This is a genomic window from Anaeromyxobacter sp. K, from assembly GCF_000020805.1.
GTDB lineage: Bacteria > Myxococcota > Myxococcia > Myxococcales > Anaeromyxobacteraceae > Anaeromyxobacter > Anaeromyxobacter dehalogenans.
The window spans coordinates 4,034,709-4,056,363 of the sequence record NC_011145.1 but is presented as its reverse complement, the minus strand read 5'-3'; the positions used below and the strand labels follow the sequence as shown (position 1 = coordinate 4,056,363).

At 74.3% G+C, this 21,655-nt stretch carries 19 protein-coding genes and 1 riboswitch; of the genes, 15 read left to right on the top strand and 4 right to left on the bottom strand.

Translation table 11 applies throughout. The annotated features are described in order from the left end of the window. Positions 1 to 2 precede the first annotated feature (2 nt). On the bottom strand, positions 3 to 455 hold the full coding sequence (gene trxC, locus ANAEK_RS18090; protein ID WP_012527578.1) for a thioredoxin TrxC: 453 nt from the start codon (positions 453 to 455) through the stop codon (positions 3 to 5). 87 nt (positions 456 to 542) lie between these two features. After that, positions 543 to 1,496, bottom strand: coding sequence for a LysR family transcriptional regulator (locus ANAEK_RS18085; RefSeq protein ID WP_012527577.1), 954 nt, complete (start codon positions 1,494 to 1,496; stop codon positions 543 to 545). A 130-nt stretch (positions 1,497 to 1,626) separates the two neighbouring features. On the opposite strand from ANAEK_RS18085, the gene ANAEK_RS18080 reads away from it, so the two are divergent. The 5 genes from ANAEK_RS18080 to ANAEK_RS18060 all read left to right on the top strand — a co-directional run bounded on the left by ANAEK_RS18080 (position 1,627) and on the right by ANAEK_RS18060 (position 6,280). Further along, the gene (locus ANAEK_RS18080) at positions 1,627 to 2,661 is read left to right on the top strand and encodes an aldo/keto reductase (RefSeq protein WP_012527576.1); all 1,035 of its coding nucleotides are present in this window, start codon (positions 1,627 to 1,629) and stop codon (positions 2,659 to 2,661) included. 105 nt (positions 2,662 to 2,766) lie between these two features. Next, positions 2,767 to 2,952, top strand: a complete 186-nt coding sequence (locus ANAEK_RS18075) for a hypothetical protein (protein WP_012527575.1) — start codon at positions 2,767 to 2,769, stop codon at positions 2,950 to 2,952. Between the two features lie 22 nt (positions 2,953 to 2,974). Beyond that, positions 2,975 to 4,078 (top strand): glycosyltransferase family 4 protein, encoded by a 1,104-nt coding sequence (locus ANAEK_RS18070; RefSeq protein ID WP_012527574.1) that lies wholly within the window; start codon positions 2,975 to 2,977, stop codon positions 4,076 to 4,078. Positions 4,079 to 4,093: 15 nt separating this feature from the next. Next, positions 4,094 to 5,317 carry an acyltransferase family protein gene (locus ANAEK_RS18065; RefSeq protein ID WP_012527573.1) on the top strand — a complete coding sequence of 408 codons (1,224 nt, stop codon included), beginning with the start codon at positions 4,094 to 4,096 and terminating at the stop codon, positions 5,315 to 5,317. A gap of 54 nt (positions 5,318 to 5,371) precedes the next feature. Continuing rightward, a complete protein-coding gene (locus ANAEK_RS18060; RefSeq protein WP_012527572.1) occupies positions 5,372 to 6,280 on the top strand; it encodes an alpha/beta hydrolase in 909 nt (302 codons plus the stop codon). Here the strand turns inward: ANAEK_RS18060 and ANAEK_RS18055 are convergent. Then, a complete protein-coding gene (locus tag ANAEK_RS18055; RefSeq protein ID WP_012527571.1) occupies positions 6,264 to 7,277 on the bottom strand; it encodes an alkaline phosphatase family protein in 1,014 nt (337 codons plus the stop codon). The genes ANAEK_RS18060 and ANAEK_RS18055 overlap by 17 nt on opposite strands. 223 nt (positions 7,278 to 7,500) lie before the next feature. On the opposite strand from ANAEK_RS18055, the gene ANAEK_RS18050 reads away from it, so the two are divergent. Both ANAEK_RS18050 and ANAEK_RS18045 read left to right on the top strand, forming a co-directional pair. Next, complete coding sequence (locus tag ANAEK_RS18050; RefSeq protein WP_012527570.1) at positions 7,501 to 7,944, top strand: YciI family protein; 444 nt, start codon at positions 7,501 to 7,503, stop codon at positions 7,942 to 7,944. A gap of 28 nt (positions 7,945 to 7,972) precedes the next feature. Next, positions 7,973 to 9,253, top strand: coding sequence for an RNA polymerase sigma factor (locus tag ANAEK_RS18045; protein ID WP_012527569.1), 1,281 nt, complete (start codon positions 7,973 to 7,975; stop codon positions 9,251 to 9,253). 844 nt (positions 9,254 to 10,097) lie between these two features. On the opposite strand, the gene ANAEK_RS18040 is transcribed toward ANAEK_RS18045, so the two are convergent. Further along, the gene (locus ANAEK_RS18040; RefSeq protein WP_232288265.1) at positions 10,098 to 10,616 is read right to left on the bottom strand and encodes an SgcJ/EcaC family oxidoreductase; all 519 of its coding nucleotides are present in this window, start codon (positions 10,614 to 10,616) and stop codon (positions 10,098 to 10,100) included. Between the two features lie 227 nt (positions 10,617 to 10,843). On the opposite strand from ANAEK_RS18040, the gene ANAEK_RS18035 reads away from it, so the two are divergent. The 8 genes from ANAEK_RS18035 to ANAEK_RS17995 all read left to right on the top strand — a co-directional run bounded on the left by ANAEK_RS18035 (position 10,844) and on the right by ANAEK_RS17995 (position 21,649). Then, on the top strand, positions 10,844 to 11,236 hold the full coding sequence (locus ANAEK_RS18035) for a cupredoxin domain-containing protein (protein ID WP_012527567.1): 393 nt from the start codon (positions 10,844 to 10,846) through the stop codon (positions 11,234 to 11,236). Continuing rightward, entirely contained in the window at positions 11,233 to 13,650 is a 2,418-nt protein-coding gene (locus ANAEK_RS18030) for a heavy metal translocating P-type ATPase (RefSeq protein ID WP_012527566.1), read from the top strand. Before ANAEK_RS18035 ends, ANAEK_RS18030 begins: the two co-directional genes overlap by 4 nt. Positions 13,651 to 13,659: 9 nt before the next feature. After that, positions 13,660 to 14,025, top strand: a complete 366-nt coding sequence (locus ANAEK_RS18025) for a metal-sensitive transcriptional regulator (protein ID WP_012527565.1) — start codon at positions 13,660 to 13,662, stop codon at positions 14,023 to 14,025. 2,561 nt (positions 14,026 to 16,586) lie between these two features. Further along, a riboswitch (SAM riboswitch) is annotated at positions 16,587 to 16,661 on the top strand. Positions 16,662 to 16,703: 42 nt separating this feature from the next. Next, positions 16,704 to 17,984: a threonine synthase gene (gene thrC, locus ANAEK_RS18015; RefSeq protein ID WP_012527561.1), complete on the top strand. Its 1,281-nt coding sequence runs from the start codon at positions 16,704 to 16,706 to the stop codon at positions 17,982 to 17,984. Positions 17,985 to 18,001: 17 nt separating this feature from the next. Then, positions 18,002 to 18,277: a MoaD/ThiS family protein gene (locus ANAEK_RS18010; RefSeq protein ID WP_012527560.1), complete on the top strand. Its 276-nt coding sequence runs from the start codon at positions 18,002 to 18,004 to the stop codon at positions 18,275 to 18,277. A gap of 2 nt (positions 18,278 to 18,279) precedes the next feature. Then, complete coding sequence (gene moeB / locus ANAEK_RS18005) at positions 18,280 to 19,452, top strand: molybdopterin-synthase adenylyltransferase MoeB (protein WP_012527559.1); 1,173 nt, start codon at positions 18,280 to 18,282, stop codon at positions 19,450 to 19,452. Between the two features lie 16 nt (positions 19,453 to 19,468). Further along, positions 19,469 to 19,924 carry a Mov34/MPN/PAD-1 family protein gene (locus tag ANAEK_RS18000; protein WP_012527558.1) on the top strand — a complete coding sequence of 152 codons (456 nt, stop codon included), beginning with the start codon at positions 19,469 to 19,471 and terminating at the stop codon, positions 19,922 to 19,924. Between the two features lie 156 nt (positions 19,925 to 20,080). Next, positions 20,081 to 21,649: a DUF3943 domain-containing protein gene (locus tag ANAEK_RS17995; protein ID WP_012527557.1), complete on the top strand. Its 1,569-nt coding sequence runs from the start codon at positions 20,081 to 20,083 to the stop codon at positions 21,647 to 21,649. The last annotated feature ends 6 nt before the right edge of the window (positions 21,650 to 21,655 follow it).

Genomic DNA, 21,655 nt, shown 5'->3' with positions numbered 1-21,655 from the left:
GGCTAGCCGGCCACGCCGAGCGTCGCGGCGGTGGTGAAGCGGCGCAGCTCCTCGTACGGCAGCGCGCCCGAGACCCGGTCCACCTCCTTGCCGTCGCGAAACACGACCAGCGTCGGGATGGCCTGGATCCCGAAGCGCGCGCCGGCCGCCGGGCTCGCCTCGGTGTCCACCTTCAGCACCACCAGCCGCCCGGCCTGCTCGCGCGCGAGCCGCTCCAGCACCGGCGCGAAGCTGCGGCAGGGGGCGCACCACGGCGCCCAGAAGTCCACCAGCACCGGCGCCGGGCTGCTCGCGACCGCGCGCTCGAGCGCCGCGAGGTCGGCGTGGCCGGGGGCCCCGCTGGTGTCGAGGTCCGACTTGCACTTGCCGCAGACGGGTTCGCGCCCCGGCGTGAGCAGGGCGAGGCGATTCATCGCGCCACAGCGGGCGCACCGGTAGATGAGGGGCGAGGCCATGGGCAGAACATGCGTCCGACGCCGGCCGTGTCAAACGCGCCCGGCGCAGCGGCCCTGCTCGCGCCGCCGGCCGCGCTCCGGGCCGGTTCACCGCGCCGACGCCCCCTCCCGAGAGCGGCCGGCCCGCGCCCCGGCGCCGCGCCCGCTGCGGTGGGCGGATGCGAGGAACTCCACGAACGCGCGGACCCGCGCCGGCACGGAGGCGGCGGGCCCCAGGAACAGCGCGTGGATCTCGAGGGCGTCTCCGGGCTCGAACGCCTCGAGGACGCGCACCAGGCGCCCCGCCTCGAGGTCGGCCGTGACCTGGAAGAGCGCCAGGCGCGCGAGGCCGGCGCCCGCGAGCGCCAGCCGCCGCGCAGTCTCGCCGTCGCCCGCGCGCACGGCGCCGCGCACCGGCACGCGCACCTCCTCGCCGCCCTGGCGGAACGGCCAGTCCTGGAGGGTGCGCGGGAACGTGAAGCCGATCCGCTCGTGCGCGCCGAGGTCGGCCGGCGTGTGCGGCGTCCCGCGGCGCGCGAGGTAGTCGGGTGACGCGACCACGGCCACCGGGCTCTCGCCCAGCTTGCGCGCGAGCAGGCCGGAGGCGCGCAGCGGGCCCACGCGGATGGCCACGTCGGCGCGCCGCTCCACCAGGTCGACCACCTCGTCCGTGAGCACCAGGTCGAGCGTGACGCCCGGGTTCGCCTCGAGGAAGCTCGGCACCACCGGCAGCAGGCAGTGCACGCCGAACGGAAGGTTCGCGTTCACGCGCACCCGGCCGCGCGGCGCGCCGCCCCGTGCCTCGCCCTCGGCCTCCTCCACCTCCGCCAGGATCCGGAGCGCCCGCTGGTGAAACGCCTCGCCCTCGGCGGTGAGCCGGACCGCGCGCGTGGTGCGGGTGAGCAGCCGCGCCCCGAGCCGCGCCTCGAGGCGCGCGACCAGCTTGTTCAGCGCGGACGGGGTCTTCCCGAGCGCGCGCCCGGCGGCGGAGAAGCCGCCCAGCTCCGCGACGGCCGCGAACGCCTCCATCTCGTACAGCCGGTTGCCGTCGCCATGGGCCATCGATGAGCTCGGTTCACAGGTGTTGTGCCTGGAGAGTGCTAGCGGGGAGGGGGGTCGCCGCGCATCCTTTCCGCGCGACGCGCAAGGCTCGCGGCCACGCGCCGCGCCAACCACCGGGACGGGAGTCATCGTGGAGCACAGGAGACTGGGAGCATCGGGGCTGGAGGTCCCGGCGCTGAGCTTCGGCGCCGGCACGTTCGGCGGGGCGGGGCCGCTGTTCGGCGCCTGGGGGACGATCGACGTCGCAGGGGCGAGGCGCATGGTGGACCTGTGCCTGGACGCGGGCGTCACGCTGTTCGACACCGCGGACGTCTACTCCGCGGGCGCATCGGAGGAGGTGCTCGGCGCCGCGCTGGAGGGGCGGCGGGAGCGCGCGCTCATCTCCACCAAGACCGGGCTCCCCACCGGCGACGGGCCGAACGACGCGGGCACGTCGCGGCTGCGTCTCGTCCGCGCGTGCGAGGCGGCGCTGAGGCGCCTTCGCACCGATCGGATCGATCTGCTGCAGCTCCACGCGTTCGACGCCCGCACCCCGGTGGAGGAGGTGCTCTCCACGCTGGACGATCTGGTCCGCGCCGGGAAGGTGCGCTACGTGGGGGCCTCCAACTTCTCGGGCTGGCAGCTCATGAAGTCGCTGGCGGCGGCGGACCGCCGCGGGTGGCCGCGCCACGTGGTGCACCAGGTGTACTACTCGCTCGTCGGGCGGGACTACGAGTGGGAGCTCATGCCGCTTGCGCAGGATCAGAACGTCGGCGCCATGGTCTGGAGCCCGCTCGGCTGGGGTCGGCTCACGGGGAAGATCCGCCGCGGCCAGCCGCTCCCGGCGGTGAGCCGGCTCCACCAGACCGCCGACTACGGCCCGCCGGTGGACGAGCCGCTGCTGTACCGCGTCGTCGACGCGCTCGAGGCGATGGCCGCGGAGACCGGCCGGACCGTCCCGCAGGTCGCGCTCAACTGGCTGCTCCGCCGGCCGACGGTGTCGACCGTGGTGATCGGCGCGCGGACCGAGGAGCAGCTGCGGGACAACCTCGGCGCGGTGGGGTGGGCGCTCACGCCGGCGCAGGTGGCGGCGCTCGACGCGGCGAGCGCGGTGCCGGCCCCCTATCCGTACTGGCCCTACCGGCGCCAGGAGGGCTTCGCGCGACTCTCCCCTCCATCCGTCTGACGGCATCCGCCTGCGCGTGCGCGAATGGGCGCGGCTCCTTCGGGGCCGCAGCCTCGCGCCGCCTTCGATGAAACACTGGCGGGGCAGCGCGCGCGGGGGGTCCCAATGAAGGCGCGGTCGCTGGTCCAAGTCGCATGGCTGAACCTGCGCGCGCTCCCGGGGGCCGCGCTCGCCATGCTGCCGATCCTGCTCCGGCGGCCCACCGGCGCGCGCGGGCGCAAGCCGCGCGAGGAGGGCGCCGGCGCCCCGCTGCCCGACGCCGAGGCGGGCCGGCGCGCCACCTCGTCATGACCGCCGGGCGGGGGGAGCGCGCGTGAAGATCGGGATCGTCACCGAGTACTACTACCCGAGCATCGGCGGGGTCCAGGAGCACGTCCACCACTTCGCCCGGGAGGCGCGGCGCCTCGGGCACGCGGTGAAGATCCTCACCAGCGAGATGCCGGACCTGCCGCCGCCGTCGCCGGAGGCGAGCGGCCCCGACGTGCTCCGGCTCGCGCGCAGCCGCCCGTTCTTCCTGAACGGCGGGTTCGGCCGCGTCTCGGTCGGCCTCGGCCTCTCGCGGGCCATGCGCGACGCGCTCGACCGCGAGCGCTTCGACGTCCTGCACGTCCACTGCCCCATCACCCCGGTGCTGCCCTGGCTCGCGCTCCAGCACGCCCGCGGCCCGGTCGCCGGCACCCTCCACACGCACTACACCCCCGGCCTCGGCTCGCGCCTGGCGGGCGGCCTGGAGCGGCGCTACCTCGGCCGGCTCGACCTGGTGCTGGCCGTCTCGCACGCGGCCGCGTCGCTCGCCGCCGGGATCCGCGACGACGTGCAGATCGTCCCGAACGGCGTGGACGCGGAGGGCTTCGGCCAGGGCCGCCGGCCGGCGCGCTTCGACGACGGCCGCTTCAACGTGCTCTGGGTCGGGCGGCTCGAGCCGCGGAACGGGCTCGACCGCATGCTGCGCGCGTTCGCGCGGCTGCGGGCCCGCGTCCCGTCGCGGCTGCTGGTGCTGGGCGACGGGCCGCTCCGCCGCCGGTACGAGCGGATGGTCCCGCGAGATCTCGTCGACGACGTGGTGTTCGCCGGGGCGGTGATCGAGGGGCGGGCGGACTGGTACGCGGCCGCGCACGTCTACTGCGCCCCGACCAGCGTCGCCTCCTTCGGCGTGACGCTGCTCGAGGCCATGGCGGCCGGGCGCCCGGTGCTCGCGTCCGACATCGACGGGTTCCGGGAGGTGCTGCACGACGGGGAGGAGGGCCGCCTGCTCCCTCCGGACGATCCCGACGCGTGGGCCGACGCGCTCGAGGCGCTGGCGCACGACCCGGCGCGCGCCGCCGCGCTCGGCGCGCGGGGGCGCGCCACCGCGGCCCGCTACGCGTGGCCCATCGTGGCGCGGCGCGTGCTCGACCTGTATCAGCAGGTGGTCTGAGGAGCGGTCCCGGCGATGCGCAGCGCGGTCACGCCGACGGGGTACCGGAGCGAGCCGCGGCGCGCGGATCTCGACTGGCTGCGCGTGCTCGGGATGCTGGTGGTGTTCCTGGTGCACGCGGCCGAGCCGTTCAACCCCTGGGACACCTGGCACGTGCAGAGCGCGCTGCGCAGCAAGTGGCTGGGCGAGCTCGTGTTCTTCCCCGCGCCGTGGATCATGCCGCTCTTCATGACGCTCGCCGGCGAGGCCGCCTGGCTCGCGCTCCGCAGCCGCTCGCCGCTCCGGTACGTTCGCGAGCGCCTGCTCCGCCTCGGGCTGCCGCTCGCGCTCGGGATCCTGGTGCTCGTGCCGCCGCAGGTCTGGGTGGAGCGGCGCCTCCAGGGCCGGTTCGAGGGATCGCTGCTCGCGTTCTACCCGCACTTCTTCGAGGGCATCTATCCGGAGGGGAACTTCGCCTGGCACAACCTCTGGTTCCTCGTCTTCCTGCTCGCGTTCTCGCTCGCGACCGCGCCGCTGCTCGCCGCGCTGCGCGGTCCCGCAGGCCGCCGGCTGCTCGCGCGCCTGGCCGCGCCGTGCCGGGGGCCCGCCGGCCTCGCCTGGCTGGTGCTGCCGGCGGTGGCGATCCGGATCGCCACCGCGACCGCGGCGCCGCGCTTCGCGCCGCTCGCCTACGACTGGTCGAACCGGGGGCTGCTGCTCCCGGCGTTCCTGTGGGGGTTCGCGGTGGCCGCGGAGCCCGGCTTCGCCGCCGCGCTCGATCGCCACTGGAAGCCGGCGCTGGTCATCGCGGCCGCCGCGTCGGTGGGGCTCTGCGCGTGGGCGTGGCCGGGGGACGTGCTGGCGCGCCTGCCGGCCGCCCGCTCGGCGGGCGGCGTGCTGCTGTGGGGCGGGTACGGCTGCGCGTCGTGGTGCTGGCTGGTGGCGCTGCTCGGCGGCGCGCGCCGGTGCCTCGCGCGAGACGGCGAGGCGCTCCAGCGCGCCAGCGCGCTCGTCTACCCGTTCTACGTGCTCCACCACGGCGTGATCGTCGGCCTCGCCGCCGCGATGGTGCACCGGGGCGCCGACTCCGCCGGCCTGCCGGTCGCGTTCCTCGGGCTCGCCGCCGCCTCGCTCGCCGTCAGCCTCGGCCTGTGCGGGTGGGTCGCCGCCTGGGAGCCGCTCCGGCTGGTGTTCGGGCTCCGTTCGCGACGCCGGGCCGCCGTGCGCGGGACGATCCCGCTGGCTAGAGATGAGCTGTAGCGGCGCGGACGGCGCCGCCTGGAGCCGGCTGCTCCGGACGCACCCCACGCCTCCTTGACCCCGACGCGCTCCACCTTCCGGCCCACCCGCCTTCGCCGCCTCGGCGTCCTGCTCTCCATCGCGGCGGCGCTCGGCATGAGCGCGCCGGCCCGCGCCGGGCGCGCGCCGCCGGCGCCCGCGGATCTCGACGCGCGGCCGGTCGAGCTGCGGAGCGGCTCCGGGAGCACGATCCGCGGCTGGCTCGCGCGCGGGCACCCGGGCGCGGGCGCCGTCCTGCTGCTGCACGGCATCGGCGCGAGCGCCGCCGAGATGGCCGGGCGCGCCCGCTTCCTCGCCGCGGCGGGCTACTCGGTGCTCGCGATCGACTTCCGCGGGCACGGCGCGAGCGGCCCGGCCCAGACGACCTACGGCGCGCTGGAGAGCCGCGACGCGCGCGCCGCGGTGGAGTGGCTGCGCGCGGCGCTGCCGGGCGAGCGGATCGGCGTGATCGGCATCTCGATGGGCGGCGCGGCGGCGCTGCTCGGACCGGTCCCGCTGAAGGTGGACGCGCTGGTGCTCGAGTCGGTCTACCCGACCATCGACGCGGCGATCCGCAACCGGGCGCGGGCCTGGCTCGGCCCGCTCGGCGCGCTGCTCGCGCCGGTCGTCGAGCGGCTGATGCTCCCGCGCCAGGGCGTCCGCGCGGCCGACCTCCGCCCGGTGGACCGCATCGGCGCCCAGACGGCGCCGCTCCTCGTGCTCGCCGGCGCGGCGGATCCGTATACACCGCTCGCCGAGTCGCGGGCGCTGTACCGGAGCGCCCGCGGGCCGAAGGCGCTCTGGGAGGTGCCAGGCGCCGGGCACGTGGACCTGCACGCGTTCGCCCGGGCCGAGTACGAGCAGCGCGTGGGCGGCTTCCTGGATCGCCGGCTGCGGGTGCAGACGGCGCGTGCGCCGATCGCGGCCGCTACGGGTAGGCCGTGAACAGGTCGGACAGGCTCGCCGAGCTGGCGGCCGTCCGCAGCAGCGGCGTGACGCCCAGGATCTCCTGCACGGTGCGCACCGTGGAGCCGTGCGTGTACGCGCCGGGCGCGGCGTAGCCGGGCTTCGCGAGCGGCGACACCGCGATGAGGCCGATGGGGTGGTCGCCCCGGTGGCCCTCGTCCCAGACCACCAGGATGACGCCGCCGTCGCGGTAGGCGGCGCTGTCCATGATGGCCGGCACCTCGCGCGCCAGGAACGCGTCCTGCTGCGCGACGGGATCGTTCAGCGGCGGGCAGGCGTCGTGCCCGTCGTCGCAGACGTCCGGGATGATGAACGAGTACCGGGGCACGGTGCCGGCGGCGAGGTCCGAGGCCAGCTCCTCGAACGGCCGCACGTGCGCGATGCAGCGGGCGCTGTGCGGGTCGAACGGGTGGCCGGAGACGTCCTCGAAGTAGACGAACGGATCGTGCCGCACCGCGTACGTCCCCTCGTTCACGAGCGGGCAGGTGTCGCCGGCGATGCCCTCCGCGTACGCCTTCCACGTGAGCCCGACGTCCTCGAGGTAGGTCGCGAGGTGGCAGGTCACCGGCAGCGGCACGTCCGCGGGCGGCGCGTCGAAGTGGATGCCCAGCGGATCGCCGGCCTCGAGCCACACGTAGTTGCCGAGGCTGGGGTGCAGCCCGCCGGTCCGGTAGTCCAGCGCGTGCGCGAACGCGGGCAGCAGCGTGCCGTTGACGTACGGTGCCGCGGGGTTGCCGGCGATGTCGGACCAGTCCTGGTTCTCCATCACGATCACGAACACGGTCCTGAGCGCGTGCGGCGCGCCGCCGGTCGCGAGCGCCGGCGCCTCGGGAGGACAGGCGTCGTGGCTGGTGTCACGGCTCTGTGCGCAGGCGAGGGCGAGCGGGAGGAGGACGGCGAACAGCGCGGGACCGGAAGGGCGACGGGGGAGCGCGGGACGGCGCGCGCTCCGGGGAGCGGGGGTGTGCACGGGCATTTACTTGGGGCCGGCGCGGCTGCGCGCAACGCGGCCGGGCATGCGAGCCCGCACGGGAACGCCGTTCCGTGAACCCTGCGCCTCACCGGTCGCGTTTCACCCCCCTCTGGGACGGTCGCAGCCGTCGATCCGGCGGCTCCGGAATCGTCGACGCAATAGAGGCACGGAGCGCGGCGGCCCGGCCGCCCGGCCCGCGCCACAACCCGGACCACGGAGAGACACCATGCGGTTCATGATGATCGTGAAGGCCAGCCCGGAGAGCGAGGCGGGAGCGCCGCCGAGCCGCGAGCTGATCCAGGCGATGACCCGGTACAACGAGGAGCTGGTGAACGCGGGCGTGCTGCTCGCCGGCGACGGGCTGCTCCCGTCCTCGAAGGGCGCCCGGGTGAAGTTCTCGAAGGGCAAGGTCGAGGTGGTGGACGGGCCGTTCGCCGAGACGAAGGAGCTGGTGGCCGGCTTCTGGATGATCCAGGTGAAGTCGAAGGAGGAGGCCGTCGCCTGGGCCCGGCGCTGCCCGAACCCGATGGGCGAGGGGGCGGAGGGCGAGCTGGAGCTGCGGCAGGTGGCCGAGGCCGCGGACTTCCCGCCGGAGGTGCTCTCGCCGGAGGACGCCGCCAAGGAGGCCGAGATCTTCGAGCGCGCCAAGCGCAACGCGGCGAGCCGGTGACGGCACCGGCGGCGCGGGAGCGCGCCGCGTGACCGCCCGCGCGGACGCGCACCGCGCCGTGCACGCGGTGTTCCGCATCGAGGCGCCCCGGCTCATCGCCGGGCTGGCGCGGATGGTGCGCGACGTCGGGCTGGCGGAGGAGCTGGCGCAGGACGCGCTGGTCGCGGCGCTGGAGCGGTGGCCGGAGTCGGGCGTCCCGGAGAACCCGGGCGCCTGGCTCATGGCCACCGCGAAGCGCCGCGCGGTGGACGAGCTGCGCCGGAAGCGCATGGTGGACCGCAAGCACGAGGCGCTCGGGCCGGACCCGGAGGCGCTCGGCCCCGCGGCCCCGCCGGCACCCGACGCGGCGGTGGACGAGCCGGTGCGCGACGATCTCCTGCGGCTCCTGTTCATCGCCTGCCACCCGGTGCTCTCGCGCGAGGCGCGCACCGCGCTCACGCTGCGCCTGCTGGGCGGCCTCACCACCGAGGAGATCGCCCGCGCGTTCCTGCTGCCCGAGCCCACCGTGGCGCAGCGGATCGTGCGGGCGAAGCGCACGCTCGCCGAGGCGCGGGTGCCGTTCGAGGTGCCGCGCGGCGCGGACCTCCAGGAGCGGCTCGGCTCGGTGCTCGAGGTCGTCTACCTCGTGTTCAACGAGGGCTACACCGCCACCGCCGGCGACGACTGGATGCGCCCGGCGCTGTGCGAGGACGCGCTCCGCCTCGGCCGCATGCTGCAGGCGCTCGTGCCCGACGCGGCGGAGGTCCACGGGCTGGCCGCGCTCATGGAGCTGCAGGCCTCGCGGGCGGCGGCGCGGGTCGGGCCGTCGGGCGAGCCGGTGCTGCTGCTGGACCAGGACCGGAGCCGGTGGGATCGCCTGCTCATCCAGCGCGGGCTGGCGGCGCTGGAGCGGGTGGAGCGCCTCGGCGGCGCGCTCGGGCCGTACGCGCTGCAGGCGGCCATCGCCGCGTGCCACGCCCGCGCCCGCACCGCCGCCGAGACCGACTGGCCGCGCATCGCCGCCCTCTACGACGCGCTGGCCGAGCTGACGCCGTCGCCGGTCATCGAGCTGAACCGGGCCGTGGCGGTCGCGATGGCGTTCGGCCCGGCGGCCGGGCTCGAGCTGGTGGACGCGATCGCGGACGAGCCGTCGCTGCGCCGCTATCACCTGCTCCCCAGCGTGCGCGGCGAGCTGCTCTACCGCCTCGGCCGCCACGAGGAGGCCCGCGCCGAGCTGGAGCGGGCCGCCGGGATGACGCGGAACGCCCGCGAGCGCGCGCTCCTGCTCGGGCGCGCCGCCGCGTGCGGGCAAGGCGGGAAGGGCGCGTGACTCGCAGCCGGGGGCCGTGGGTGCGGGACGGAGGCGTGAAGGTCCCTCGCAGATCGCGTCCGCGTCCTCTCGAAGCCGGGGGGCCGTGGGGGCGGGTCCTCGTGTGCGCTCCCGCCCTCGCCCGCTCACGCGACGTGGCGAAGGAATGCTCGGCGCGGGGCTTCGGTCGTAGGACGCGCGCGGACGGCGTTCGATGCACCTGGGCGCGCTCGCAAACTCGGCCGCGTGTATCGCTGGCGCGACACGCGGCCTCAGACATGCTCGCCGCGCATGCCGGCTGGATACGCGCACGATCCGTGATCCTGGCGGGCTGCGCCTGCGCTGACAGTCGCGGTCGCGGGCGAGGGCGTCCGCGCTGCGGACGGGGGTCCGTGGGACGCGGCTTCGAGGGATCAGTACGAGAACTTCCCCCCGGCGACAGCGTCCCCACCACCGCCTCCCCTTCACGTCAGGCCGCCCCCGAGGCGATCCGGGCGTTCGCGCCGGAGCGCAGCGCAGCAAGCCGATCTTAGACCTGCACCGCCGTGGACAGCCGCTGCGAAGGGACCGGCGCAGCCGGCGCTGGACCCGATCCCGCGGCTGGCCCGTCCGGTGCGTCGGCCTGCGCGATCCCATGGCCCCGGTTCCGGCCATCCATCCACGTCCCAGGCCTTGCGGAGCGAGCACCGCCGCGAACGCCCGGAGCGCCGACCCAGCGGCCCGTTCCAGGACAGGGCCCGCTGGAGGCGGCGCACGCAAGGGCAGGGCCCGCTGGAGGCGGCGCACGCAAGGACAAGGCCCGCTGGAGGCGGCATCGCGAGGGCAGGGCCCGCTGGAGGCGGCGTCGCGAGGACAGGGCCCGTCGCTACGGAGGCGGCGGCGCCTTGCGCTGCGCGCCGGGGGCGGCCTTTCCGCCCGGGCCGACGCCGTGGAGGAAGAAGTACGGGCGGACGTCGAGCAGCCGCCAGGCGCCGTCGGCCCGGCGCGCCAGCACCACCGCGTGCGCGACCCAGGGCCGCGGCGCGCCGGGCGGCGGGTGGCCGCCGGAGAGCGTCTGCCGCACGTCGAGGAGCGCGAGGTCGCCGAGGAGCCGGACGCGCTCGACCGCGAGTGCGTTGTGGACGCCCTTCAGCACGCGCTCGAAGTCGGTGCGGAACTGCGCGGTGATCTGCTCGCGCCCGACCGCGCGCTGGCCCATGGGGTTGATGAACGTGCCCTCCTCGTCGAACAGCGCGCCCACGCGGCTCGCGTCCTGCGCGCCGAACGCGGCCTCGAACTCGCGGACGGTCTTCTCGAGATCCGGTGGGAGCGACGCGTCCTCGGCGAACGCGGGCAGCGCGGGAACGGCGAGCAGCAAGGACAGCAGGCCAGCAGCGCGGGACATCCTCATGACGATCCTCCGGCGCCGCCCGCCGGGACGGCGTGCGGCCGCGCGGTGATACGCGGGCCGGCGGGCGACCGCCGGAGCGGATCGGGGCGCGTCGGGAGGCGAGCCCGGGCGTCCCCGGACGGGGATGGCCGCTCACCCGGTTGACATACCCCCTCCCCCTATTTATGTTCCCGGCGTCCGAGATAGGGGGCGGGGGTATGATGCCGCCCCGGGAGCGAATCGTGGATCTTCTGGAAATCCTGGTGGTCGCAGGCGGCGTCGCCGCCATCGCGTGGGTGAACTGGTACTTCTTCCTGGCCGAGAAGCGGAAGGGCGCCTCCGAGGCGAAGGTCGGGGCGGCCGGCGTGCAGCAGGCCGTGATCCGGGTGGAGGGCGGCTACTCGCCCTCGCGCGTCCGGCTCCGGGCCGGGCAGCCCGCGCGCCTGGTGTTCGACCGGCGCGAGGAGTCGAGCTGCTCCGAGGAGGTGGTGATCCCGGAGTTCGGTGTCCGCCGCTTCCTGCCGGCGCACGAGCGGACGACGGTGGACCTGCCCGCCGCGAAGGCGGGCACGTACGAGTTCACCTGCGGCATGAGCATGCTGCGCGGCAGCCTGGTGGTGGAGGACGCGCGATGAGCACCCCCGCCGACTCCACCGTCCGCGGGCGCGAGCCCGCCACCTCCCCCGGCGTCGCGGTCGAGGCCACCCCCGCCGACCGCCGCGCGCGCGTCACCATCAACGTCTCGGGCATGACGTGCGCCGCGTGCCAGGCGCGGGTGCAGAAGGCGCTCTCCGGCGCGCCGGGCGTGCTCGACGCCAGCGTCAACCTCATGACCGCGGAGGCGGCCATCTCCTACGACCCGGCGGTCGCCGCGCCCGAGGCGCTCATCGAGCGGGTGCGCTCCACCGGCTACGGCGCCGCGCTGTCCGAGCCCGGCGCCGACGCGCTGGAGCAGCAGGACGCCGCCCGCGCGAAGGAGTTCCGCGAGCTGCGCGCCCGAGCCCTGGTGGCGCTCGCCGCCGGCGCGGTGGCGATGGTCGCGTCCATGCCGCTCATGGCGGCCCACGCGCATCACGGCCTCGGCGCGCCCACCGATCCGTTCATGAGCTGGAGCATGCGCGTGCTCGACCCGGTGCTGGAGCGCGCGCTGCCCTGGCTCTACGCGATCCCGGAGCAGGTGCTCTCCTACGGGCTGCTCGCGCTCACCACCGCGGTCATGGCGTGGGCCGGGCGGCACTTCTACACCCGCGCCTGGGCGGCGTTCCGCCACCACTCCGCCGACATGAACACGCTCGTCGCGGTCGGCACCGGCGCCGCGTACCTGCTCTCGCTCGCCGCCACCGTCGCGCCCGGCTTCTTCGTGTCGCGCGGCGTCCCGCCCGACGTGTACTACGAGGCGGTCGTCCTCATCATCGCGCTCATCCTGGTCGGCAACACCATGGAGGCGCGCGCCAAGCGGCAGACCTCGGTCGCGCTCCGCAAGCTCATGCAGCTCCAGCCCCGCACCGCGCGCGTGGTGCGCGGCGGCGCCGAGGTGGACGTGCCGGTGGAGGACGTGCGCGAGGGCGACGTGGTGGTGGTGCGCCCCGGCGAGCGGCTGCCGGTGGACGGCGAGCTCGTGGCCGGCTCGAGCGCGGTGGACGAGTCGATGCTCACCGGCGAGCCCCTGCCGGTCGAGAAGCGGGTCGGCGACCGCGTCATCGGCGCCACGGTCAACGGCACCGGGGCGTTCCGCTACCGCGCCACCGGCGTGGGCGCGGACACGGTGCTCGCGCACGTGGTGAAGCTCATGCGCGAGGCGCAGGGCTCCCGCGCGCCCATCCAGAAGCTGGCCGATCGCATCAGCGGCATCTTCGTGCCGGTGGTGCTCTCGATCTCCATCGCCACGTTCGTGGTCTGGTTCGTGGCCGCCGACGCGGCGCCCGCGGTGCGCGCGCTGGTCGCCGCGGTCGCGGTGCTGGTGATCGCCTGCCCGTGCGCGATGGGCCTCGCGGTCCCGACCGCGGTGATGGTCGCCACCGGCAAGGGCGCCGAGCTGGGCGTGCTGCTCAAGGGCGGCGAGGCGCTGGAGCGGGCCCACGCGGTGGACACGGTGGTGCTCGACAAGACCGGCACGCTCACCCAGGGCAAGCCGGCGGTCACCGAGGTCCGCGTCGCGCCGGGGGCGCCGGTGGACGAGGACGCGCTGGTCGGCCTGGTGGCGGCGGTGGAGCGCGCCAGCGAGCACCCGCTCGCCGCGGCCATCGCGGCGCACGCGACCGCGCGGGGCGCGGCCGTGCCGCCGGTGGAGGCGTTCGAGTCGGTGACCGGGCGCGGCGCGCGCGGCCTCGCCGGCGGCCGTCGCGTGGTGGTCGGCAACGCGGCGCTGCTCGAGGCGGAGGGCGTCTCGACCGCGCCCCTGGAGGCCGACGCCGGCGCGCTGGCCGCGGAGGGCCGCACCGCGGTGTTCGCGGCGGTGGACGGGCGGCTGGCGGGCCTGCTCGCGGTGGCCGACGAGCTGCGGCCGACCTCGCGCGAGGCGGTGGCGCGGCTGCGCCGCATGGGCCTCGAGGTCGTCATGCTCACCGGCGACGTGCGCCGCAGCGCCGAGGCGGTGGCCCGCGCCGCGGGCGTGGAGCGGGTGGTGGCCGGCGTCCTGCCGGAGGGCAAGGTGGCCGAGGTGGAGCGGCTGCAGGCGGAGGGCCGCGTGGTGGCCATGGTGGGCGACGGGATCAACGACGCGCCGGCACTGGCGCGGGCGGAGATCGGCATCGCCATGGGCAGCGGCACCGACGTGGCGCTGGAGGCCGCCGACGTGACGCTGATGCGCCCGGACCTGCGCGCGGTGGCCGACGCGATCGCGCTCTCCCGGCGCACCATGCGGACCATGCGCCAGAACCTGTTCTGGGCGTTCGCGTACAACGTGGTCGGCATCCCGGTGGCCGCGGGCGTGCTGTTCCCGGCGTTCGGCCTGATGCTGTCGCCGGTGCTGGCGAGCGCGGCGATGGCGTTCAGCAGCGTGAGCGTGGTGACGAACAGCCTGCGCCTGCGGCGGTTCGGCGGGGCCTAGGAGGACGGGATGGGAACGAAGGAGAGCAAGGGGACCGAGGCGCTCGCCGCCTGCGCCTGCGCCACCGGCGAGCACGTCGGGCCGGGCGGGCGGGCGGTGGCGGTGGACGCCGCGGGCAAGGAGGCGAACCTCAAGCGCCTGCGCCGCATCGAGGGCCAGGTGCGCGGGCTGCAGCGGATGGTGGAGGAGGGGCGCTATTGCGCCGACGTCCTCACGCAGATCGCCTCGGTGCACGAGGCGCTCCGGGCGGTCGGGCGCGAGCTGATGCGCAACCACCTGAAGCACTGCGCCACGAACGCCATCCAGGCCGGCGGGCCCGAGGCCGACGCCATGTACGACGAGCTGCTGGATCTCATGTACCGGCAGGTCCGCTGATACGTCGGCGCGCCACGCCGCTCGAGAGGCGCCAGCATCACGGTGGTATCAGTCCGTAACAGGTACCCGAGGCGTCGCACCGCACCGGCAGCGGCTGGCACCAGCAGGCAGCGTAGGCGCAACCCGCCGAATCGTATTCGGCCAGCAGCGCGTCCAACCCGGAGACGTTGCGGGAGTTCACCGAGTGGTAGCAGGGTGCGAGGCACAAGGCCTCCGGGTGAATGACGCCGTCGGCGTCCTGAAGCGCCATCACGGAGGGCCGCCCGACGGTGCACGGGTCCGGCGCCGAGGGATCGCACGCGAGCGCGGCCGGCAACGCGGCCTCATACGCTGCCGTGATGGCGAGACAGCGATCGTGGAGCGAGTCGCCCGAGCTGCCGCAAGCTAACGATACGATGACACATCCAGCGATCATCGATGCTCGAAGCATGGGATCCCCTCGCGCGACGCGGCTCATGCGAAAACTGGGTGTCCGCTGCGCTCGCGTCCTAGAAGGCGGAGAATGGGATGACGCGGAGCAGGGTCAGTCGCATGAGGTCGGAACGCACCGATTGTTTACGCACTCCATTCCTGAGTACCACCAGCCTTCCGTATCAAAGCACTTGGATCCAGTGCCTGAACATCCACACCAGAAGGATCCCCCGCAGCCGTCCGGGATGGCTCCGCACGTGATCCCGTTGCAGGCTGGTGACGCCGGTGTGCACCAGTTCAACGTTACGCTGGAGCTCGCTGGGCTGTTTGTTACGGAATAGTTGCATTCGGGCGCAAGGGCGGATGCCACCGTCGTCGTCCAAATGGGGGCGACGCTACCGCCTCCGACGGCATTGAAGCTGAGATTCCCGAAGGTCACGCCTCGGCCTGCCGGGTACTTGCGACAGTCGTCCATGTTGTACACCTCCAGCGCGCCTGCAACGAGCCAGTCCATGGCGTATCCATAGGAGGAGGTGTTCAGGGTCGTGCTTGATCCGCTGGCGGTGCTGGTTTGCACTTGTATGCCCGTGCATACCCCGGTCTGAATGTTGCAATTGCTGCCCCATACGTATCCGGCGAGTGCAGTCCCAGGGACCACCGGCAGCAGCGCGCTATGTAGGCTGTTACCGTTCCGGCAACAATTCCAACTGGCAATCGTCCAGCGATGATCGCTCGCAGCATTCCAGCCAAGGACCGGCTGAATGATGAAATCCATTGAGGTCGTGGCCTGGGCCCCCGGGAAGAGATACACGACCTGCGAGCCGGAAACTGGAGGGGCGTCTGGGACGGTCCAGGTGGCTGAGAGCCAACTGATGGGCCCGGCGGTGGTGCTGTAAGCGTACTCGACCCAAGCCCACTCAATGGTAGGAGGGAATACGAGCGATCGGCTGGAGTCGTTCGTTTGCTGGTTGTTTGCGTGACGCTTGTTCCCAAAGTGATCGTAGGCTGGATGTTCACAAGCCTTGAGGGCGCGCCGCGCGGAGCCGTCTCTTTGTCGGATCTCGTCATCGACGGCTTCCTCGTCATCGGATATCTCGATTACGCAGTCGGGGTGAAAATAGCCGAAGGGAGTGACCAGGAATTCTGGTGGGACTGCCGTGGGTCGCCCAGGGCTGGATGGCAGCGATGAGTTGGGCCCGTTCAGCTTGCCGTCATCCGCCGCGCTCTCGCTGATGGTGGCGAGAAAGCCGGTCATGATGGTTGCGACGACACGAACGACCTGCCGGCGATGGCAATGAGGGATGCGCCCTCCGTGGTCTTACACGAGGCCCGCAGCAGCTTTCGCACGGGCTTCTTCGTGGCGAGATGCTTCGCACCGGTTGCGGACGACGAGACGAGAATACGTGTCTGCACTCACAGTATCAATCGCGAATGGTGCGCCATGGTGTCGCAAGACAAGCCCCTGTGGTTGGTCATCCTCTCGTTCTACAGGGTGGGTTGTTACGCCTTCCGGGATCTCTTGTTCCGGTCGTACTCCGCCTCGCACAGTCGATGCGCACGAGCGCACCGCAGGAGCGAACGGGAACGGGCCCTAGAACGCATTCCACAGTCCGGCGGACGTAGGCCCACGAGGTTCGATCGGAACTGGTCGGCCCTCGGTCGGATGTTCGCCGGCCAATCTCGCTCGCAATCTGAGACTGAGGATGGACTGACGGACGAGCAGTGGAACGTCACCCCTCCGTTCATCTCCGAACCGGACGTCATGCGCGCTGGCGAGCACGGGCGATCGGTCGTGGCGCGATCCGCGCGACGTGCTCAACGGCACGCTGTGGGTGTTGAGGACCGGCGCAACGTGGGCCGTCTGCCTCACCGCTGTCCGCCGCCTGAGAGATCCCTCTGCTTCCTCCAGTTCGCCTGCATCGTCATCCTGTTCCGGAGGCGATGCGATGCGTTCCGCCGGAAGTCTGCATCGGTCCGGCGTCTCATCTCGGCCGAGCTCGCTTGGGCTCCGGCCTCGCCTGACCTCGAAGGAGTTCCCGCCGAAATGGACGCGACGATGCGTCCGTTTGCGCGGAGGAATCTCCGTTGTCCGCTTGACAGGATACCCGTCCGCTAACTAGGATTCGCCCACCTCGGACGGTCCGGGGCGAAGCGCAGCCCGTGGCGATTTGCGGCGTATTGCGGCCACGTAAAACCAACCGCTAAAAGGCCTCTCGCCCGGCGTCCGGCACCTCGGATCGGCGCCGGGTGAGGCAAAAGGATCCTCGATGTCCTCGCTCCCTGCGGCGGCGAGCCCCGCCGCGCCGGCGGAGGCCGCCCTCCCGGGCCGCCCCGCCCTCGCCCCCCTGGTCTGCCGCCGCTGCGGCGCGCGCTTCGACCCCGCGCCGGTGGCGGTCTGTTCCGAGTGCGTCGGCCCGCTCGAGCCGGTCTACGAGACGCCGGGCGCTCTCCCGACCCGCGCCGAGATCGAGGCGCGCCCCCGGTCGATCTGGCGCTACCGCGAGCTCCTCCCGCTCCGCTCCGAGCCGGTGGTCTCGCTCGACACCGGCTTCACCCCGCTCGTCGACGCCCCGGCGCTCGCCCGCGCGCTGGGTGTGCGCCGCGCCCTCGTGAAGAACGACGCCGTCTCGCACCCGACGCTCTCGTTCAAGGATCGCGTGGTCGCGGTGGCGCTGAACGCCGCGGTCGGGCTCGGGCTGCGCACCGTGGGCTGCGCCTCCACCGGCAACCTCGCGAACGCGGTCGCGGCGCAGGCGGCCCGCGCCGGCCTCGACGCGTGGATCTTCGTGCCGGAGGACCTCGAGGTCGGCAAGATCGTGGGGACGGCGGTGTACGGGCCGCGCCTGGTGCGCGTCCGCGGCACCTACGACGACGTGAACCGGCTCTGCGCCCAGGTGGCGGACCGGTTCGGCTGGGGCCTCGTGAACCTGAACCTGCGCAGCTACTACGGCGAGGGCTCGAAGACCATGGCGTTCGAGATCGCCGAGCAGCTCGGCTGGCGGCTGCCGGACGCGGTGATCGCGCCGATGGCCGGCGGCTCGCTGGTGACGAAGCTCGACAAGGGCTTCCACGAGCTGCTCGGCGCCGGGCTGGTGGACGGCGCCTCCCCGCGCATGTACGGCGCGCAGGCCGAGGGCTGCGCGCCCATCGTGAACCTGGTGGCCTCGGGCGGCGAGACCGTCACGCCGGTGGTGCCGCGCACCATCGCGCGCTCCATCGCCATCGGCAACCCGGCCGACGGCGTCTTCGCGGCGCGCGCCATCCGCGGCTCGGGCGGCGACGCGCAGGCGGTGTCCGACGCCGAGCTGGTGGACGGCATCCGCCTGCTGGCCCGGACCACCGGCATCTTCACCGAGACCGCCGGCGGCGTGACCGTGGTGGCCGCGCTCCGGCTGGCGGGGACGGGCAAGCTCCGCCCCTCCGACGAGCTCGTGCTCTGCATCACCGGCAACGGCCTCAAGACGGTCGAGGCCATCCAGCCGGCGCTCCCCGAGGCGCCGGTCATCTCCCCGAAGCTCCGCGAGGTCGCGGCGCTCGTCGACGCGTGAACGAGAGGAACGAACGAATGTCCGCAACCCTGAGGCTGCCCACGGTGCTCGCGCAGGCCGCCGGCGGCACCACCGTCCACGCGGTGCGCGGCGCCACGGTCGGCGAGGTCGTCGCCGACGTGGCCGGCCGCTTCCCCGCGCTCGGCGACCGGCTGCGCGACGCGCGTGGCGAGCCGTATCCGTACGTGATCTTCTACGTCGACGACGAGGACATCCGGTTCCAGCAGGGCTTCGCCACGCCGGTGCCGGACGGCGCGGAGATCGTGGTCGTCCCCGCGATCGCGGGAGGGTAGCCATGTCCATCGGCCGCCCCGCCTCCGAGCTCCCCGAGCTCTCGAAGGAAGAGATCCTCCGCTACAGCCGCCACCTCATCATCCCGGAGGTCGGGGTGGAGGGGCAGCGGCGCCTGAAGGCCGCGCGCGTGCTCCTGGTGGGCGCGGGCGGGCTCGGCTCCCCCAACGCGCTGTACCTCGCCGCCGCCGGCGTCGGCACGCTCGGCCTGGTCGAGGCCGACGTGGTGGACGTCACCAACCTCCAGCGGCAGGTGCTGCACGGCACGAAGGACGTCGGCCGCAAGAAGCTCGACTCGGCGCGCGAGCGCATCCGCGACGTGAACCCGCACGTGCGGGTGATCGCGCACGACGCCTGGCTGACCTCGGAGAACGCGCTCGAGATCCTCTCCGGCTACGACCTGGTGGTGGACGGCACCGACAACTTCGCCACGCGGTACCTGGTGAACGACGCCTGCGTGCTGCTCGGCAAGCCCAACGTCTACGGGTCCATCTTCCGGTTCGAGGGGCAGTCCACCGTGTTCTGCACCGCCGACGGCCCCTGCTATCGCTGCCTGTACCCGGAGCCGCCGCCGCCGGGCATGGTGCCGTCCTGCGCCGAGGGCGGGGTGCTCGGGATCCTGCCGGGGCTGGTCGGGCTGGTGCAGGCGACCGAGGCGGTGAAGCTCGTCACCGGGGTGGGCGAGCCGCTGGTCGGGCGGCTGCTGCTGGTGGACGCGCTCGGCATGGAGTTCCGCACCGTGAAGCTGCGGAAGGACCCCCGCTGCCCCGCCTGCGGGACGCGCGAGCTCCAGGCGCTCATCGACTACCAGCAGTTCTGCGGGATCCGCGGGGCCGAGGCGGAGCCGCCGGCGGACGGCGTCCCGACGATGACGGTCGGCGAGCTGGACGCGCGCCGCCGCCGCCACGACGACCTCGACCTGGTGGACGTGCGCGAGCCGCACGAGTGGGAGATCGGTCGCATCGAGGGCGCGCGCCTGGCGCCGCTCTCGACGTTCGCCGAGGCGCTCCGGACGTTCGACAGCGCGCGCGACCTCGTCGTCTACTGCAAGAGCGGACAGCGCAGCGCGAAGGCGGTCCGCCAGCTCCAGGAGGCCGGCTTCAAGCGGGTGTGGAACCTCGAGGGCGGGATCCTCCGCTGGGCGGAGGAGATCGATCCCACCGTCCCGCGCTACTAGCCGTGCCGGCCGCCCGGTGAGCGTCGAGATCGAGTACGGCGCGGCGCTGCTCGCGCGCATCGCGGCGCTGTGCGAGGCGGACGCCGAGCGCGAGGTGTGCGGCTTCGTGGTGCGGCGCCGCGGCGCGCTGGAGATCGAGCCCGTCCCGAACGCCGCCGACCGCTACCACCGCCACGATCCGGTCGGGTTCCCGCGGACCAGCCGCGACAGCTACCTCATGGACCCGCGATCGCACCTCCGCCTCCTCCAGGCGCTCGACGCGGAGGGCGGCGAGGTGGTGGCGGTGTGGCACTCGCACGTGGAGGTGGGCGCGTCCTTCTCGGCGAAGGACCGCGCCGACGCGCTCGCCGACGGCGTGCCGGTGGTGCCCGGCGCCGAGTACCTGGTGTTCGGCGTCCGGGCCGGGAAGGTCACCGAGGCGCGGCGCTTCCGCTTCCAAGGCGGCGACTTCGTCGAGTCCGCGCTCGCCTGAGCGGGGCTCCGCCGCGCGCTTGATGGCGCGCAAGCGCGCCCGCCGACGCGGCGACACCGGCGCTCACCCGCGCTGGTGGAATTCCGACAGGCCGGGTCGACACCTCCGGGATCACGCGGCTTTCCGCGCGGCAGCCCGCTTGCACTGGTCGCAGGCGTGCCGAACCGCAGTCACACCCTCGACGCCGTCGTCGCCGCGCTCGCCTGCCTGGCCGTGCCCCATGCCACCCCGGCCGCCGAGGCGTCCGCGGCCACGCCGCCGGCGGTGCAAGGTCGGACCGGATTGAAGCCGCCCGCGCCCGCCTCCCGGAGCGCCCGCGGCGTCGCGGCCGCCGGGGTGGCGCCCGCGCGCGAAGGGCTCGCGGCCGGCCTCCCCGACCTGCGCATCCCGCCGCGCGAGGACGGGCCCGGCGTGGGCACGCTGCCGGAGGACGCCTGGCACGATCCGCTCCCGCGCCGCGGCGCCGCCTCGCGCTGGACGGTGCCGGCGGTCGAGTCGCTCTCGGTGAACCTGGCGATGATGGGCTGGAACCGCTGGGTGGGCGCGGCCCCGTGGGCGGACATCTCCGGCGACTCGATCGGCCGCAACCTGCGCAGCCGGTGGGTGCTCGACGACGACCAGTTCTGGGTGAACCAGTTCGGCCACCCGTACCAGGGGACCTGGGCGTTCTCGGCGGCGCGCTCGGCCGGCCAGGGGTTCTGGGTGTCCTCGGCCTACGCGTTCGCGGCCAGCGGCCTCTGGGAGATCGCGGGCGAGACCGAGCGGCCCTCGCGCAACGACCAGGTCACCACCACGGTGGCCGGCATGGTGCTGGGCGAGATCCTGGGGCGCTTCTCCGACGCGCTGCGCGCGGAGGGGGGGACCTGGAACGGCATGGCCGCGGCGGTGCTCTCGCCCATGGGCGCGGTGAACCGGCGCCTGCTCGGGCCGACGCGTCCCGAGCGCGCCACCTCGTCGCGCTGGGCGCTCGCCATGGGCGGCGCCACCGGCGACGCGACCGGCGATCGCGGCACCTGGGGCGGCGGGGTGGGCCTCGACTTCGCCTGGGGCCTGCCGGGTGATCCCGACCTCGAGCTGGACAGGCCGTTCGACCACTTCGTGCTGGAGGCGCGCTACGGCTTCGCGCGCGATCCGGACGCCACGGTGCGGGCGCGCGGCCTGCTCGCGGGTCGCACCTTCGACGCGGCGCCGGCCCGCGGGCTCTACGGGCTGTTCCTGCTGTTCGACTTCGACACGCCGCAGCGCTTCCGCGTCTCCACCAGCGCGCTCGGCGCCGGCGCGAGCGCGCACGCCGACCTGGGCGGCGGGCTCGCGCTGGAGGGCGACCTCGTCGGCGCGGCCGTGATCCTCGGCGCGGCCGGCACGGTGGACCGCGGCGACGACGGCAAGGGCCGCGACTACCGGATCGGCCCCGGCGCTCAGGGGCAGGCCGGCCTCGATCTCGTGGCCGGGACGCGCGCCCGCCTGGGCGTGGTCGCGCGCCAGTACCTGATCTTCGGGGAGGGCGAGGTGGCCGGCGACGAGAGCATCGCGGAGCTGGGCGCGCGCGGGTCGGTCCGCGTCCTCGGCGCCCACGCGGTGGCGGTGGACGTGAGCCGCAGCCTCCGCCGCGCCAGCGCCGACGCGAGCGGCCCGGTGCACGAGGCCGGCTGGGCGTTCCAGGTCTCCTGGGTGATCCAGGGCGGCGTCGCCCCGCGCGCCGCGGACTGGGCCGTCGAGCTGTAGCGTCTC